General features: G+C 59.0%; 14 protein-coding genes. 8 read left to right on the forward strand and 6 right to left on the reverse strand.

Features of this window, described 5'->3' with window-relative positions; translation table 11 throughout:
• The first annotated feature begins 154 nt into the window (after positions 1-154).
• Complete coding sequence (glgA, locus tag VKR55_RS02915; protein ID WP_324399478.1) at positions 155-1738, forward strand: glycogen synthase GlgA; 1584 nt, start codon at positions 155-157, stop codon at positions 1736-1738.
• A 27-nt stretch (positions 1739-1765) separates the two neighbouring features.
• Here the strand turns inward: glgA and glgX are convergent, their stop codons facing one another.
• Both glgX and VKR55_RS02925 read right to left on the reverse strand, forming a co-directional pair.
• Complete coding sequence (gene glgX, locus VKR55_RS02920) at positions 1766-3802, reverse strand: glycogen debranching protein GlgX (protein WP_324399480.1); 2037 nt, start codon at positions 3800-3802, stop codon at positions 1766-1768.
• Positions 3803-3935: 133 nt separating this feature from the next.
• Positions 3936-4502, reverse strand: coding sequence for a hypothetical protein (locus VKR55_RS02925; RefSeq protein WP_324399482.1), 567 nt, complete (start codon positions 4500-4502; stop codon positions 3936-3938).
• A gap of 467 nt (positions 4503-4969) precedes the next feature.
• On the opposite strand from VKR55_RS02925, the gene VKR55_RS02930 reads away from it, so the two are divergent.
• The 6 genes from VKR55_RS02930 to VKR55_RS02955 all read left to right on the forward strand — a co-directional run bounded on the left by VKR55_RS02930 (position 4970) and on the right by VKR55_RS02955 (position 10802).
• Complete coding sequence (locus VKR55_RS02930) at positions 4970-5332, forward strand: HPF/RaiA family ribosome-associated protein (RefSeq protein WP_324399484.1); 363 nt, start codon at positions 4970-4972, stop codon at positions 5330-5332.
• Positions 5333-5741: 409 nt separating this feature from the next.
• Positions 5742-6416, forward strand: coding sequence for a phosphoribosyltransferase (locus VKR55_RS02935; protein WP_324399486.1), 675 nt, complete (start codon positions 5742-5744; stop codon positions 6414-6416).
• A 238-nt stretch (positions 6417-6654) separates the two neighbouring features.
• On the forward strand, positions 6655-7740 hold the full coding sequence (locus VKR55_RS02940) for an alpha/beta fold hydrolase (RefSeq protein WP_324399488.1): 1086 nt from the start codon (positions 6655-6657) through the stop codon (positions 7738-7740).
• A gap of 224 nt (positions 7741-7964) precedes the next feature.
• Positions 7965-8219, forward strand: a complete 255-nt coding sequence (locus tag VKR55_RS02945; RefSeq protein ID WP_324399490.1) for a hypothetical protein — start codon at positions 7965-7967, stop codon at positions 8217-8219.
• A 172-nt stretch (positions 8220-8391) separates the two neighbouring features.
• Entirely contained in the window at positions 8392-9375 is a 984-nt protein-coding gene (locus VKR55_RS02950) for an LOG family protein (RefSeq protein WP_324399492.1), read from the forward strand.
• A 74-nt stretch (positions 9376-9449) separates the two neighbouring features.
• Positions 9450-10802, forward strand: a complete 1353-nt coding sequence (locus tag VKR55_RS02955) for an MBL fold metallo-hydrolase (protein WP_324399494.1) — start codon at positions 9450-9452, stop codon at positions 10800-10802.
• Positions 10803-10892: 90 nt separating this feature from the next.
• On the opposite strand, the gene VKR55_RS02960 is transcribed toward VKR55_RS02955, so the two are convergent.
• Together VKR55_RS02960 and VKR55_RS02965 are read right to left on the reverse strand one after the other, a co-directional pair.
• A complete protein-coding gene (locus VKR55_RS02960) occupies positions 10893-11165 on the reverse strand; it encodes a hypothetical protein (RefSeq protein WP_324399496.1) in 273 nt (90 codons plus the stop codon).
• Positions 11166-11286: 121 nt separating this feature from the next.
• Positions 11287-11730: a universal stress protein gene (locus tag VKR55_RS02965; RefSeq protein WP_324399498.1), complete on the reverse strand. Its 444-nt coding sequence runs from the start codon at positions 11728-11730 to the stop codon at positions 11287-11289.
• A gap of 70 nt (positions 11731-11800) precedes the next feature.
• Between VKR55_RS02965 and VKR55_RS02970 the strand changes: the two genes are divergently transcribed.
• Positions 11801-12061 (forward strand): hypothetical protein, encoded by a 261-nt coding sequence (locus VKR55_RS02970; RefSeq protein ID WP_324399500.1) that lies wholly within the window; start codon positions 11801-11803, stop codon positions 12059-12061.
• On the opposite strand, the gene ppsA is transcribed toward VKR55_RS02970, so the two are convergent.
• Both ppsA and VKR55_RS02980 read right to left on the reverse strand, forming a co-directional pair.
• Positions 12041-14461: a phosphoenolpyruvate synthase gene (gene ppsA / locus VKR55_RS02975; RefSeq protein WP_324399502.1), complete on the reverse strand. Its 2421-nt coding sequence runs from the start codon at positions 14459-14461 to the stop codon at positions 12041-12043. The two genes, VKR55_RS02970 and ppsA, sit on opposite strands and share 21 nt — an antisense overlap.
• Positions 14462-14707: 246 nt before the next feature.
• The gene (locus VKR55_RS02980) at positions 14708-15646 is read right to left on the reverse strand and encodes a 1-phosphofructokinase family hexose kinase (protein WP_324399910.1); all 939 of its coding nucleotides are present in this window, start codon (positions 15644-15646) and stop codon (positions 14708-14710) included.
• Between the last annotated feature and the right edge of the window lie 104 nt (positions 15647-15750).

Genomic DNA, 15750 nt, shown 5'->3' on the forward strand with positions numbered 1-15750 from the left:
GACGGCGTCGCCCCGCCAAGGGGACCGGATCGGCACACATTTGATATTTAGGATTGCGCAATTTGGCGAGAGTTGATGTGCGTCAATTGCAGTCGCTCCTGTCGATCCATTATTTTCGCGTTTTACTATCAAGAAGTTGTAATTGGAGAATCTTATGCGCGTGCTTTTCGCGTCCGCCGAAGCCTATCCAATTGTCAAGACAGGTGGGCTTGGTGACGTGAGCGGGGCGCTGCCGCGCGCGCTCCGAGAGCTCGGCGTTGATGTGAGGCTGATCCTGCCGGCGTATCGGCGGGCCTTGTCGGCCTTGGCTGACAAATCTGTCATGGCGCAAATCCCCTCGCGGAACGGCGCAATTCATCTTATCAGTGGCCGGATGCCGGATAGTGGAGTGCCGGTTTGGCTCGTTGGTGCCCCAGCCCTCTATGATCGTCCGGGCGGCCCCTATCGGGACGAGACGGGCCGCGAGTGGCCGGACAATGCGCAGCGGTTCGCCGCCTTCTGCCACGTTGCGGCCAGTCTGGCGCGTGGCGAGCTTGTGAGCGATTGGCAGGCCGACGTTGTGCATGCGAATGATTGGCACACAGGCCTGCTCGCCCTTCTGCTCGCGAAACAGCCCGGCCATCGCCCGGCAACCGTTTTTACGATCCATAATCTGGCTTATCAGGGACTGTTTCCGCGATCGGTCTTGCCCTTGATTGACATATCCGACGACCTGTTCTCCTCGGGAGGCGTGGAATTCTATGGAAATGTATCGTTCCTCAAGGCTGGGATTCAGTTCAGTGACCGCATTACGACCGTCAGTCCATCTTACGCGCGCGAGATCATGACGCCCGATTATGGCTGCGGCCTCGACGGCTTGTTGCGTCATCGCGCGAACGATTTGAGCGGCATTCTCAACGGAGTTGATTACGACGTCTGGAATCCTTCACATGACGAACATCTTGCCGCAAATTTCACGGCTGACGACCTTTCAGGCAAGTGTACATGCAAGCTGGCTCTCCAGCACGAACTGGGGCTGACGGTCGATCCCGACAGACCATTGATAGCGTGGCTCAGCCGGATCACCGATCAAAAGATGGCCGCCGTCGTTTATCATGCATTGCACATGGTCCTTGAACGCGACGTGCAACTCGCCCTGTTGGGCGAAGGAGATCCGATCCTCGAAGCAAAGCTCCAGGACGCAGCGCAGCACTACAAGGGTCGGCTTTCGGTGCGGATCGGCTATGAAGAACCGCTTGCCCATCGCCTGCAGGCGGGGGCAGACCTTCTCCTGCATCCGAGCCGCTTCGAGCCGTGCGGGCTGACACCCCTGTATGCAATGCACTATGGCACGCTTCCGATTGTACGCCACGTCGGAGGACTCTCCGATACGATCGTGGATGCAACCGAATGGACAATTCGCGGCGGCAGTGCCACGGGCTTTGCCTTTCGCGAGGCGACTACCTCGGCGATGCTGGGCTGCCTCGATCGCGCGATCGCGTTTTACGCTCGACCGACCCGATGGCGCAAGATGCAGCAGCGCGCCATGAGCCGCCGGTTCGATTGGAGCGACTCTGCGCGGCGCTACTTCGCAATCTATCGCAAGATCGCACCGAACGCCGCTGCCACGGAATTCGAACGAGACACGCCGCCTTCGGCTTCACACCATGGCAGCGTCTTGGAAACTCGCCATCAACATGAACAACGCGGCAAGGCGGGCACGGACAATGTCCTTCCTCTATCGCGACAGGCTGGCTAACAGCGCCATCCGCGCGGACCTTTGCCATCAGCACGCTAGAATAACTGACGAGCGTTCGATCAGGTTTGCCTCGCCGACCAGCGTCCGCTCACAGCCCCGATCGGGCATGTCAGCAGGGGATGTTTGTGCGGTGTCGATTGCGACTCGCCATTTGCCACTTGGCGGTGCCGGCAACACGAACCGGCACGGCCGAGACCCCGCGTTAAACAGTAAGCATAACGCCGACGATGAACCTTCGCGGATCGTGCAGCCGATTCGATTCTCGCGGCTGTGCCACTCCGGAGGGCCGCCGTCGATCCCGAACCAGGCGATTTCGAGGTCTGAGTAGAAAGCTTCCGCCCGGAGCACCAAATGTGCTTTGCGAAATGCGATCAATCGGCTGACGAAGCGTCGAAGGCCGGCGTTCTCGTGAGCCAGTCTCCAATCATACCAGGAAATCTCGTTGTCCTGGCAATACGCATTGTTATTGCCCCGTTGGCTCCGGCGTAACTCGTCACCTCCCAGCAGCATGGGGACGCCGCGCGAAGCCAGCAGAGTAACCAAAAAATTCTTGATCTGGCGCAGCCGGACAGACTCGATTGCATCATCTTCGGTGGGACCCTCAACACCGTTGTTCTCACTATAGTTTTCGGTAACACCGTCCCGATTGTTGTCGCCGTTCGCCTCATTGTGCTTACGAGCATAGCTGACCAAATCACTGAGCGTGAATCCATCGTGGCAAGTCACGAAATTGATGCTGTTAATCGGACTTTCCTGATCTCGATGGTACAGATCAGCACTTCCGCAAAGTCGTGTTGCGAACGCTCCCGCCATCCCGGGATCCCCGCGCCAAAAGCGACGAACATCATCACGAAAGCAGGAGTTCCACTCGGCCCATCGTCGACCTGGAAAGTGGCCGACCTGAAAGGCGCCGCCGAGATCCCATGCTTCTGCGATCAGCTTGGTGTGACGCAGCAATGGGTCCTCGGCAATCTGTCCCAACAAAGGCGGATTAGCGAGCAATCTGCCCTCCGTATCCCGGCCGAGGATGGATGCCAGATCGAAGCGAAAACCATCAATGTGAAAAGAACTCACCCAGTGGCGCAGACAGTCCATGATCAAAGAACGAACAACGGGGTGATTACAGTTCAGCGTGTTGCCACACCCGGTGTAGTCGATGTAACAGCCGGTTTCCGGCTCCAGCAAATAGTAGATTGAGTTGTCCAATCCGCGAAAGCTGAATGTGGGGCCGTGCTCGCCCGCTTCCGCGGTGTGATTGAAGACCACATCCAGGATAACTTCGATTCCCGCCCGATGCAGCTCGCGAACCATCGTTTTGAATTCGGCGACCGCCGCACCGGGCCGGCTCGTGCTGGCATAACCCGCCTTGGGTGCAAAGAGCGCGACCGGATTGTAGCCCCAATAGTTGCGCAGGGGTTTTCCCGTCCGGTGTCCCATTTCAAATTCGCTGAATTCTTGCACCGGCATCAACTCGATGGCCGTTATGCCAAGCACGCATAGATAGGGAATTGTTTCGATCACCCCGAGGTAACTTCCACGATGAACTACGCCGGAAAGCGGGTGAACGGTCAGTCCGCGGAGATGCGTCTCATAAATCACAGTCTCCGACCAAGGAAGCCGGGGAGGGGTATCTCCCTGCCAGTCAAATTCGACGTCAGTCACCAATGCGCGAACTAACGCATTTGGCTGCTTACCGAGGAGATCAACGTCCACTTTGTGCCAATCGGAAGTGCCCGTCAGGGCTATCGCGTAGGGATCGATCAATGGCAGCCGCGGATCGAAGCGATGACCGTGGTCAGGACACCATGGTCCTTCGACCCGCAGTGCGTAGCCCTTGCCTCGAATATCGGAACTTAGTTGCGCATGCCAGATATCGCCGCTGCGATTGCTGCTTGGATCAAGTGCGATAACCTCGACTGGCTCTCGGTCATCGCTATCAAAGACGAGCAGCCCGACACCTGTTGCGTGGCGACTAAATACTGCGAGGTTGAAGCCGGTATCCGACTGGCTCAACCCTAGCGGAAGCGGCTTGCCCGGACCTGTAAGGAGAGTTGGTACGGCCATTCAGATACCTCAACAACGTGATCCAGGAGGGCTATAAAAGCTATCGATATTACAATGCCCACCTGCACCAGAGCCTTACCGCAGTTGCCTGAACGCGGACGCTTGGCTTCCTTGTCAATATCCGTGGCGCGCTTCACTGTCTCGGATCAATCAGATTGTCGTGCCTACACTGAGGACAATAACCGTCTGCGGCTTTCGAGAGCTGCTGACCAAACTCTTCGGTGAGAACTTCTGCTTTCCATTTTTTGCCGTCGCTCTTGACGATGTTTCGGGCGCGAGCCCAGGCATGACTTTCAGCCGCGTCGTCGCCAACCCGAACCCTCACGTCCGAATGAAAGGGACATATTGCCGTAGCATGGGTCGATTCTAACGCGTACCGCACGACAGCACTCAGATCGTCAGGATCAACGGACATTAGACCCTTGCATGGGAGCGGCCCCGCAGGATCGTAACGACCCGGCAAAGGTATCGTGGCAGTAGTGCAAGGCTCCCGCAGCATCTTGAGGAGCCGATTGCGGTGCGCGACATGTTCGGCCTGTGTTTGTCGATATGTCGCCAACACTGCAAGCGCCAGTTTCGTATCCGCGCCCGCGCGATCCAGATCCGCAATCATCTGCTCCTCGCGCGCGATGTGACGCTCACCGAGGGCGATCCCCTTCTCGGTTGTTGCCAAGTGTTCCAATGCCATCCTGCGGTCCATGCACTCACCTCACCAAGGCATGCCAACCTTGATATCCCTAAGCGCCCTCCAACCTTTGATCTGCCGCAAAGGCGAGGACCGCAGGCTTATTCCGGCAATGAAGGTGACAAGCTACTCCAGTGCAGGCTCCGCCTAATCCGGATAGGTCGCGTAGTGTCCAGAATCAGCCCTGCGCGCTTGCGGCGGCGGACACCCTCCCTTCACCCTCTGTGGATTGCTGCTTCAAAACATCCGAGGCTACAATCTCTCAAGCGGAGATCGGGGACGCTAAAACTTCCGAACGTGTCGGCATGGCCGGATCATGAAGGACAGGCGCCACCCGGCGATGGACCGCAGCTTACGCTTTTCGCCTATGCTTTTCGGGTTCCGTCACACACCCAGCGGAGCTGAGGGCAGGGAGTTGATCCTGCTCAAGGCCGATCCCCGGAGGTATGGTCCAAATTTTTGATGCAAAATTGGAGGCGCTCATGCAAACGCCAGCGCAAATTGAAGTCGAGAGTGCCGAGAATTCACCCAAGCTTCAGGCAGCTATTAATCAGCGCATTGCGGAGCTAGAGACCCGTTTTGGTCGGGTCACTGCAGGCCGCGTCGTGGTAAAGGGCCCGAGCGACCGTCACGAGACCGGCGGTCAGTACCAGGTGAGCATTTGGCTCGCGCTGCCGAACGGTCGGGAAGTCAATATCGGGCGCACACCAAAGGAAGATGAACGCTACGCCGACCTGACATTCGCCCTCGACGAGGCCTTCAAGCGCGCGCGCAGGCAACTGCAGGACCAGGCGAGAATCATGCGGGGCGACGTCAAGCACCACGCGCAATCAGGGACGGGCTGAGCGCCGATGACCTGCGCCTTGCGGACATGGATCCCGATACATTCGACAGCACTTGGGCGGCTGCGTGTCTTTGCGCTACACGGCATCGACGCTCGGGAAGAAGGTCACGCACTTGCTTGGCCGTGACCTCTGCGCCCTTGAGGAACGGAGTTTCGAAGACGGCGAGCACAAGATCCGACCGGTCGACACGGTGGCAGGCTCCGACGTCACAACCTGCATGGTGGACCAGAGGAGAGTCCAAACGACAAGCTGTGCGGTGAGCTCGCCAACTTGAGATCGATTCAGCAGCGCCGTTGTTGGCAGGGACGCTTCGCCGATTGCATCACAATGAGCCGCTCGGCTTGATGTTGATCAACAATTCTCCCAGTCGGGCTCGGTACGGTCAGGGCATCGTAGAGGGTCCTTCGACATGCTGTTTCAGAACCGAACCGATGCCGGTCGAAAGCTGGCGCGAGCGTTGATGAAATACAAAGGCCGCCATCCCATCATTCTGGCGCTGCCACGTGGAGGCGTGCCGGTCGCGGCCGAAGTTGCCGCGGCGCTGGATGCACCCCTTGACCTGGTGCTCGTGCGCAAGATCGGCGTGCCCACCCAGCCGGAGCTTGCGATGGGCGCTGTCACCGACGGCGGACAGCCGACCATTGTTCGCAACAACGAAATCGTTGAATCGTGCGGCGTCAGCGATCGGAAGTTCGATGACGTCTGCAAGGTAGAACTTGCTGAAATCGAACGGCGGCGCAAACGTTATCTCGGCGATCGGGCGCGTGCCAAGGTTGAGGGGCAGGTCGCGATCTTAATCGACGACGGTATTGCGACAGGCGCGACCACTCTTGCTGCCATTCAAGCTGTCCGCAGCAGGGGACCTAAGGAGCTTGTGCTTGCGGTGCCTGTGGCGCCGCTCGACACGGTCAAGAAGCTGCACTGCGAAGTCGACGCGATCGTGTGCCTGGATACACCCGAGGAACTGGGTGCGATCGGCTACTTCTACCGCGATTTCCACCAGGTCGGCGATGAGGAGGTCGTCGCGGCCTTGAAGCGTTTTCCGGCCGACAAGATCGCGCACGTCCCCGACAGCGCGTCTTAGCAAGGAAGCGAGGCTGATGGAATTCCTGCAAAGCTCGCACCTCACAGACTTCTATCAGCTGAACATGATCCAGGCCTATCTTGAATGCGGCCCGACCGAGACTGCGGTCTTCGAATTCTTGTCCGAAAGTCGCCTGCAGCCGAGGTTCAGCCGTGAGTGTTTCGAACTGGAATCGTCGTCGTCGAGGTAAGTTTATGGCGGAGTAGCGCGCTTGGGTAAACGGCCTGGATCCATCGGTGTGCTCGATCCCCTGTGGTGGCCATGGACACCGGTGCGGTCGGCAATCGACTCGTATTTCTGGTGGCTCGATCAGCAATTGGGCAATCCTTGCGAGCGCGATGAAGCAGGGTTGCCGTGGACGACGCCAAATAAGATTGCGCTCGAACTACCGTCCATGCGTCTGCGCAACTTCTCAGGGACTCGCGCAGGGATTCCGGCCCTGGTCTGTGCGCCCTATGCGCTGCACAGCGCATTGATCGCTGACTTCGCGCCGGGCCATAGCATCGTCGATGCGCTCCAGAGCCAGGGCCTGAATCGCGTGTTTGTTACCGATTGGCGCTCCGCCTCACCGGACATGCGCTTCCTGTCGATCGACAGCTACCTTGCCGATCTCAATGTTGCGATCGACGAAATCGGACCGCCCGTCGACCTGATTGGTCTTTGCCAGGGTGGGTGGATGTCGCTCATCTATGCCGCTCGTTTCCCGGAGAAGGTTCGGCGGCTCGTGCTCGTCGGCGCACCTGTCGATATCTCGGTCAAGTCCGAGCTTTCGCAGATGGTGGCGAATGCGTCGAAGGCTGCATTCGATGGATTTGTGAACGGCGAGGGTGGCCTTGTAAGGGGCGGCCATTTGCTCCAGTTCTGGAGCAGTCCGCCCGATCCCAAGATTGAGTTGCAGCGAAGCCTTTCGCCCGAAATTGCCGGCGAGAAAGAATTGCTGGACCGGTTCGCGAGCTGGCATGGCCGGCCGCTGGATCTGCCGGGAGCTTACTACCTTCAGACGGTCAACTGGATTTTTCGAGAGAATCGGATTGCCAGGGGATCGCTCGTGGCCTTGGGTCGTCAGCTTCATCTGGAGCAGGTGACGGCGCCGGTCTTTCTGTTGGCTGGAGCCGAAGACGAGATCGTACCGACGGAGCAAGCGATGGCAACCGCCTCATTGCTTGGCACACCGCCGGCACTGATGAAAACTGCGATCGCCCCTTCGACCCATCTTGGCCTGTTTGTCGGCAGCAGGACGCTCGCTGTTTCCTGGCTCCGGATTGCTAAATGGCTCAACCACGGCGAGCGGAAATTGCGCTCGCGGGAGGTCGCATCAGCCTGAGATCCGCCGCTACCGCGTTCTCAACCGGTGGACTTGCCAATATGCGGTTCGCGATCGACCGGGCGGGCCGCGCGGCTGGTTGCAAGTCGATGACGTGATCAAACACGCCGCCTCTCCCGATAGCGCGACTTCAGTCTTCGTGCGCGAGTTGTCATGGTGCGGATGCAAAGGGTAACGGACCGGTCAGCGAGCAGCTCAAGGTGCCGCCTCCCGATTTGACGATCTTGGCCAAGAACAACAACGGGGTCTTTCCCACGAACGCTGTTTATGAAATCTTATATGGATTGAAAGCAATTCCCGCTCACGGCAATCGTGAAATGCCGATTTGGGGGGATCGATTCAACCCCATTGTCAACTTGCCTCACAATGTTGATCCGTCTTATTGGAGGATGGCAGGGCCGGAACAAAGCCCGGAAGTCGTCGTGCGAATACGCATCCTCGCTGTTATCGATTATCTGAGTCGTGTTCAGCAAAAGTAGCAACGGACAACCATCGTGAAGCCCAGCCCGGGCGCTTTTCAACGCCACTTGATCACGAAGCCTGACGCTCCTTTCTCATCCTGCCGTCACTCCTGGCCGGCCTTCGCACGTGCTCAAAACCCACCGAATCGATCGTCTTCGGCTGCGCAACAATCGCGTGGAGAGAAAGACCATGACAGACGAAATTGGCCAGCGACATGGCCGCTCGCGTTCAACGCCCGCGCCTGCGCATCCCAAAGACAGAATCCAGGCCCTTCCAGGACAGCAGCCCAAGCCGGCTGAGGATGATTCGCGGGCACCGGAGGCTTTACGCAGAATCTTGCACTCGGCGAGCTATCGCGAGGCCGATCAGGATGTCGATTTTCTGCGAGGCGATGCGACGCGCGGCGTCCGCCTGCAACTCGATTTCCTCAAGACGGAAAACCTGCTTGAGGAGCAGCAGGTGGCCCATACGATAGTCGTCTTTGGCAGCACGCGCATCCGTGAACCACAAGCCGCCAGGCGAGCAGTGGAGTCGTGCGCCAAGGCGCTCGCAACAAGCCCGAATGATGAGACCTTGCGGCGCCATCTCGAAATCGCGCGGAGCATCGCAGAGAAAAGCCGCTACTACGAAATCGCCCGCAAGTTCGGCCAAATTGTCGGAGCTCCCGGCGGAAAGGCCGTCGGCGGCCGTATCATGATCATGACCGGCGGTGGCCCGGGAATCATGGAGGCCGCCAACAGAGGCGCCCACGACGCCGGAGCCGAATCCATCGGCCTCAACATCACGCTTCCGAGGGAGCAGTACCCCAATCCGTATGTCACGCCCGAGCTTTGTTTCAGCTTCCACTACTTCGCTATGCGGAAGCTGCACTTCCTGATGCGCGCCCGGGCGCTCGTAGCCTTTCCGGGCGGCTACGGCACCTTGGACGAGCTGTTCGAAGTCTTGTCGTTGGCGCAAACGCGGAAGATTGCGCCGGTGCCCGTGATATTGGTTGGAGAATCGTATTGGCGTCGCGTATTCGACCCCGACTTCCTGGTCGACGAAGGCGTCATTGATCCGGAGGACCGGGATCTCTTCTGGTTTGCCGAGTCGGCCGAAGATGCGTGGCAGGACATCCTCGATTGGTACGAGGCCGTCGGGCGGCCGCTTCTTCTGCCCGCGGAAGGTGCCTGATCGGAAGCGCCGCGGTCCATCCGCAAGGAGATTGAATCGTGAAATTGTCCTTTCATGGCGCCGATCGAGGAGTAATGGGCTCCTGCCACCTGCTCGAATGCTTGAACCGGCGCATTCTCATCGACTGCGGCATGTTCCAGGGAAGTCGGGAGCTTGCCGAGGAGAATGGCGTAGCTTTCGACTTCGAACCAGCGGCGATCGACTATGTCCTCCTTACCCACGCTCACTTAGATCATTGCGGCAGGCTTCCACTGCTCGCCAAGCGAGGATTTCGAGGCGAGGTGATCGCGACGCCGCCCACCCGCGAGCTGGTACGCCTCGTTCTCGTCGATGCAGCGCATCTACAGGAAGAAGAGGCGAGGCGGCACGACTATCCGGGCCGGAGGCGCGACGAGGGCGGCGGGCGGGCACCGCTCTACACCATCCTCGACGCCTTCAATTGTCTCGATCGGTTTGGCAGAGCGGCCGAATACGAGCAGCCGGTTGCGCTCGCGCCGGGGCTTCGCGCGACCTTCTTTGATGCCGGACACATTCTCGGTTCTGCGAGCATCCGGATCGAGGTGAATGAAGGCGACCGGGTCCGGTCGGTCCTTTTCTCCGGCGACATCGGCAATACCGGGCGCCCGCTGCTGCGTCCCCCGGCGCCTCCCGCTCGCGCCGATTTAGTCGTCATGGAGTCGACTTATGGAGATCGGCTTCACCGATCTTTCGGCGCCTCGATCGAGGAATTTTACGCAGCCGTCTGTAGCGCGGTCGCGCGGGGCGGCAACGTCGTTATTCCCACCTTCGCGCTCGAGCGCGCCCAGGAAATCCTTTACGTCCTGCACCAGGGTGTGGAGCGCAGCAGGCTGCCGCCGGCCGCACAAATCTTCCTCGATTCTCCGATGGCGATCTCGGCAACCGAGATCTTCGAGCGCCATTCCGAGTACCTTGATCCGGAGGCGGCTCGTATGTTTCGTCAAGGCGACGATCCGCTGCATCCGGCTAATCTGCATTTCGCGCGTGAGGCGGCCGATTCGATCGCCCTTAACAGAATAACCGGCGGCGCCATCATCATGGCTGGTTCCGGCATGTGTACCGGAGGCAGGATCCGCCACCATTTGCGCCACAATCTGTGGCGAAAGGAATCGGCGGTCATCTTCGTCGGATTTGCTGCCGCGGGCACGGTTGCACGGCAGATCATCGACGGAGCCGAGCATGTGCGGCTCTTCGGCGAAGAGATTCCGGTCCGCAGCACTGTCCACACGATCAATGGATTCTCCGCTCACGCGGACCAACGCGAGCTGCTTGCATGGCGGGGCGGAATTGGCGGGTGCGACACGACATTCCTCGTCCACAGCGAAGAACCGGCGATGAGGCAGCTCGCCGAGCATTTGCAAGGCTATCGAGTCGAGATGCCGCGATTGGGTGAGGCGTTCGACCTGTAGCATCAGAAGAAGGCTACCGACCTATACCGGCCGCCTTCAGCTGCCCGATCCCAGAACCGGATTGCGGTCCATCGACCACTCGGAAGGTCGTCAATCAGCGACGCGTACGGTCTTTGGCGTCTTGCCAATCGGTTGCTTTGCTGTGAACCGCTCTCGAAGGGTCGGCAATGGTTCGCTCCCGCCGGCCGCCCTCCATTTGGCCACCAGCGCAGCGAGTTGTGTCCTCATCGCCATCAACTGAAGCGCGGACTCCGTGCTGTCCAGATCATTCCGGATCCGGTCACGCATAGTGCCCTCGACAAGCACCATTTCTGCTCGCAAGGCAATGATTTCGCAGCGGATTTCATTAACTCGATTGTCCATGTGTTGGCCAGAACATAAAGTGAACGTAGTGTCAGAGCACACATGTATGCAGGAAGACGGAAAATGAAAGCTGCGGCATCCAAAATGGGTGGCAGATCGCGCTGCATGAGGCCGGCCTGCCTTATCCGGATGAGGTGCCAGGGAACGACGACGATGGGGCAGGGACAAGGCTAACGAGCTTCTGAGAGACGCTGCCAAGCAGCAGGCCGGCCAATTGGCCCCGACCCCGCCGGCCGATGATGATCATTTTGACTGAGGAGCCTACAGCGATATCAAGCAGGGATTGAGCAACGTCACCCCAGCATGTCTTAACTTCGACCCTCTGCACCCCCAGCTCGTGCGCCTGGGCTTCAGCGGTTCTCAACGTCTGGGCCGTCAAAGTCTCCAGTACCTCGCCGGTTCTCACTCCGGTGTGCGGCAGTTGTCGCACCTCTTCTCCCAAGAGCCGATCCGCAACGGTCACCACCAGCAGATTGCACGCCAATGCCTTGGCATGTTCTGCCGCGACTTCAATAGCGCGGCTTGCTCCTGCGGATCCATCGGTAGCCACCATGATGGCTGTCACGAGATTGCCTCTTGCAGTCGGCCACCACCCTCTTGCTTCGAAAAGCTAGTTTCCAAAAAAGAGAAAAAGATTGATCTCGCTCAGTCCACTCAGCGGTGGGTTCTGCATTTTTAAAATACTTCCTTTCTCGGAGGATGCCCAAGTGGCCAAAGCGATGCGGAAAAAGCGGGAAGCGAACGGTTCGCAGTCGGCGAAGACCTTCCGCAAGGCGCTTCTTGTCAATGAGCAGAAGCGCCGACTTCAGGACGCCTTGGAGGACGATGAAATTCGCGAAGAGCTGAAGTTCTCGTATGCACGCGACAAGCAGCGCCTAGCTTGCGATCGCCGTTGATTTAGCCATGCTCCGTTCAGCCTCATGGACTATCGCCATCGTACGCAGGATGCTTGATGGATTTACGCTGATCGAATCGATGCCGAGTTCGGTCAAGAATTTCGCGATTTCCGGATAGTTTGCCGGCGCTTCACCACAAATCCCGACATGGCGCCGATTGCGTTTGGCGCCCGTCACCGCCATCGTCAGCATTTGCAGCATTCCCGGATCGCGTTCATCAAAGTCGAATGCGACGATATCGGAATCCCTGTCGACACCGAGCGTGAGCTGAGTCAGATCGTTCGAACCGATCGAAAATCCGTCGAATATTTTGGCGAACTGATCGATTAGAATAACATTGTTCGGAATCTCGCACATCATGAATATTTCGAGACCACCTTCACCACGGTTGAGGCCGTGACGTGCCATGGTTTCGATAACGTTACGTGCCTCCTCGATGCGCCTGCAAAACGGAATCATGATCTTGAGATTGGTCAGGCCCATCGCATTGCGCACACGGCGCAGCGCTGCGCATTCCAGCGCGAAGCCTTCGGCGTAAGCCGGGTGAGCATAGCGTGCAGCGCCGCGGAACCCGAGCATCGGGTTCTCCTCTTTCGGCTCAAAATCGGCTCCCCCCAGGAGGCTGGCATATTCGTTCGTCTTGAAATCGGAAAGCCTGACGATGACAGGGCGTGGATAGAATGCCGCGGCGATGGTTCCGACACCCTCCGACAGGCTCTCGATAAAAAAGTCGGATGGCTTCCGATAGCGTTCGATCAGGAGTCTGATCGACCGCCGGTCGTGCGCGGACTTGACCTTGGCGGGCTGCGCAAGCGCCATCGGATGGATCCCGATGTGTTGGTTGATGATGAACTCCATCCTCGCCAGCCCGACGCCGTCGTTCGGGGCCATTGCCGTCTTAAAGGCGATTTCCGGATTGCCGAGGTTGACCATGATTTCGGTGCGCGGCTTTGCCAGCCTGTCAGTTGCGATCCGCTCAACCGAAAATGACAGGGCGCCGTCATAGACATGGCCGATGTCGCCGTCCGCGCAGGACACGGTGACTGACATTCCCGTTTTCACTTGTCGCGTGACATTTTCGGTGCCAACGACCGCCGGAACGCCGAGCTCGCGAGCAATAATGGCTGCATGGCAGGTTCTGCCGCCGTGGTCGGTGATGATGGCAGCGGCAGTCTTCATCACTGGCTCCCAGTCGGGGCTGGTTGTTGAGGCAATCAGCACTTCGCCCGGCCTGAAAGCGCGAAGATCTCGATCGTTCTTGATCAGTCGAGCCTTTCCGGCCGCAATCTTCTCGCCGACGGCGCGTCCGGAGGCAACGACCTTGCCCGTTGATTTGAGGACATAGCTTTCGAGCGCTTGCGGCTTGCGACGGGATGCCACTGTCTCTGGACGCGCCTGAATGATGTAGAGCGCGCCGTCGCTGCCGTCTTTGGCCCACTCTACATCCATCGGAGTCGGCGCGCCGGCTTTTTCTGAATAGTGGTTCTCCACGACGATGGCGCACCGCGCAAGCTCCAACACATCCTTGTCATCGATGCAGAACTGATTGCGAGCAGCCTTCGACGTCGTCACGTTGCGGGTGGTTGCGCGTCCCTTGGCGTAGACCATGCGCATTTCCTTCGTCCCCATGCGGCGCGACAGGACGGCGTGGAAACCCTTGTTGAAAGTCGGCTTGTGCACATAGAATTCGTCCGGGTCCACGGTCCCCTGGACGATGTTTTCGCCGAGGCCATACGCGCCGGTGACGAAAACCACGTCGCGATATCCGGATTCGGTGTCCAGCGTGAAAATCACGCCGCTTGCCGCGAGATCGGAGCGGACCATCTTCATGACCGCAACGGACAGCGCGACCTTGAAATGATCGAAGCCATTGTCGATGCGATAGGAGATTGCTCGATCGGTGAACAGCGAGGCAAAGCACCGCCGGCACGCGATCATAAGATCATCCGGACCGCGAACATTGAGAAAGCTCTCATGCTGTCCCGCGAAGCTCGCGGTCGGCAAATCCTCGGCAGTCGCCGAACTGCGCACCGCGACCGCGACATTGGCACCATATTCCTGTTCCAGTTGCCGATAGGCTTCGCCAATTTCTCGGCGCAGGTTGTCCTGATCAGTTGCCGCGTAAACGATGGCGCGCGCCTCACGGGCACGTTTGGCGAGATCCGCAATGCGCCGCTTGTCCAGGTCGGCGAGGAGTCGGCGGAGTTCGTCCCAGGCTCCAGCCTGCGTCAGCGCGTCGCGATAAGCCGATGCAGTCAGCGCAAAGCCATTCGGTACCTTGACCCCCTGCCGTGCGAGCGCCGAGTAGAGCTCGCCCAGCGAGGCGGTCTTGCCTCCCACCAGGGGGACATCCTCGAGGCCGATCTCCTTGAACCACCGCGTGTAACCGGAAGCGGTCATGGTGCTTCTCCCGCATGGCAACATTTGCAACCCAATTTTAAGTATTTTGCTCGCCCGGCGACTGCAGCTTTTGCGAAAGATCAAGCTTCTGGCGAGGATAGGTCCTTAGCTGTCTAATTTGATCATGTCCGAGGAGCGCGAAGACGACCGGCATCAAGAGTGGCGCCGATTTTGGGAAAGCGCGTCAGGTCTCTGGCGCGGCTTGTCCGCGTGGCGGGTTTGGCTGCTCCATGCCCGTCGAATCCGTCACGCCGCTTTGAGGACAACCTGTTGCGCAAGACGCTTGACGTCGTCGGGCAGGCAGAGACTGGTTCCGCCATTCAGCAGCGCGGCTGCACCGGCCGCGACGGCATACCGAAAGGATTCCACGGGATTGCCTCCCGATGCTAACTGCCACAGCAGCGCTCCGAGAAAACTATCGCCCGCGCCGACTGCGCTGATCGGCGTGATGGGAAGCGGCTCGGCTCGCAACACCTGGTCGCGGGTGACCAGCACCGCGCCGAGATGGCCCATGGTCAGGGCAATGGTAGCGACCTTGCCATCGTGGACGAGAGCTTTCGCTGCGACCTCCCATTCGCTGGCATCATTTGGCTCGCGGCCAGTCAGCTCCCGCATTTCTCGCAAATTCGGTTTGATCAAATCGACGCCTTCGGCGACGGCAGCAGCAAGCGCCGGGCCTGATGTATCAAGAACCATCTTGGCGCCAAGCCGCTTGGCAATTCTTGTCAACCTTGCGTAGAAGTCGTCGGGAACCCCTCGGGGCAGGCTTCCGCTCGCGACCACAAAGCGGGGAAATGGCTCGATCCTGCAAAGCAATGTCAAGCATTGTTGCCACTCTCCGTCAGTGAGGCTCGGTCCAGGCAGGATGAAGCGGAATGGCCGGCCGGTGCTGGTTTCATTGACAAAGAAATCTTCGCGCGTTTCCTCGGTGATGGAGAAAGTCTGGTTTGGAACGCCCTCTTTGTCGAGCAATCGGCGCAGCAGATCTCCCGTCGCGCCGCCGATAGGGTAGATCGCGGTGACATCCCCGCCCAGACGTTTGATGACGCGCGCCACGTTAATCCCTCCGCCCCCGGGATCGCGCTGTTGCGACGTGCCCCGCAGCTTGTAGACCGGGACGATCCTCTCGACCGATGTCGACACATCGACTGCCGGATTAGGCGTGATCGTCACAATTTCGGTCATGGCATCGTTTGAGTTTGAGCCGCCGTCAGCGTCTAAATTAGTATCTGCCTTGGTGGCCCACCTGTTGACGAAGATCAACATCGAGCCCGACTGGCTATTCTAAG

It is taken from the genome of Bradyrhizobium sp. (genome assembly GCF_035309285.1).
In the GTDB taxonomy this organism is placed as follows: domain Bacteria; phylum Pseudomonadota; class Alphaproteobacteria; order Rhizobiales; family Xanthobacteraceae; genus Bradyrhizobium.

What these genes read in the sequence shown, in the direction of transcription:
- VKR55_RS02935 (WP_324399486.1), top strand. Translation starts at nt 5,742, where the DNA reads ATGCTGTTTCAGAACCGAACCGATGCCGGTCGAAAGCTGGCGCGAGCG.
- VKR55_RS02955 (WP_324399494.1), top strand. Translation starts at nt 9,450, where the DNA reads ATGGGCTCCTGCCACCTGCTCGAATGCTTGAACCGGCGCATTCTCATC.
- glgX (WP_324399480.1), bottom strand. Translation starts at nt 3,802, where the DNA reads ATGGCCGTACCAACTCTCCTTACAGGTCCGGGCAAGCCGCTTCCGCTA.
- VKR55_RS02930 (WP_324399484.1), top strand. Translation starts at nt 4,970, where the DNA reads ATGCAAACGCCAGCGCAAATTGAAGTCGAGAGTGCCGAGAATTCACCC.
- VKR55_RS02960 (WP_324399496.1), bottom strand. Translation starts at nt 11,165, where the DNA reads ATGGACAATCGAGTTAATGAAATCCGCTGCGAAATCATTGCCTTGCGA.
- ppsA (WP_324399502.1), bottom strand. Translation starts at nt 14,461, where the DNA reads ATGACCGCTTCCGGTTACACGCGGTGGTTCAAGGAGATCGGCCTCGAG.
- glgA (WP_324399478.1), top strand. Translation starts at nt 155, where the DNA reads ATGCGCGTGCTTTTCGCGTCCGCCGAAGCCTATCCAATTGTCAAGACA.
- VKR55_RS02980 (WP_324399910.1), bottom strand. Translation starts at nt 15,646, where the DNA reads ATGACCGAAATTGTGACGATCACGCCTAATCCGGCAGTCGATGTGTCG.
- VKR55_RS02950 (WP_324399492.1), top strand. Translation starts at nt 8,392, where the DNA reads ATGACAGACGAAATTGGCCAGCGACATGGCCGCTCGCGTTCAACGCCC.
- VKR55_RS02925 (WP_324399482.1), bottom strand. Translation starts at nt 4,502, where the DNA reads ATGGACCGCAGGATGGCATTGGAACACTTGGCAACAACCGAGAAGGGG.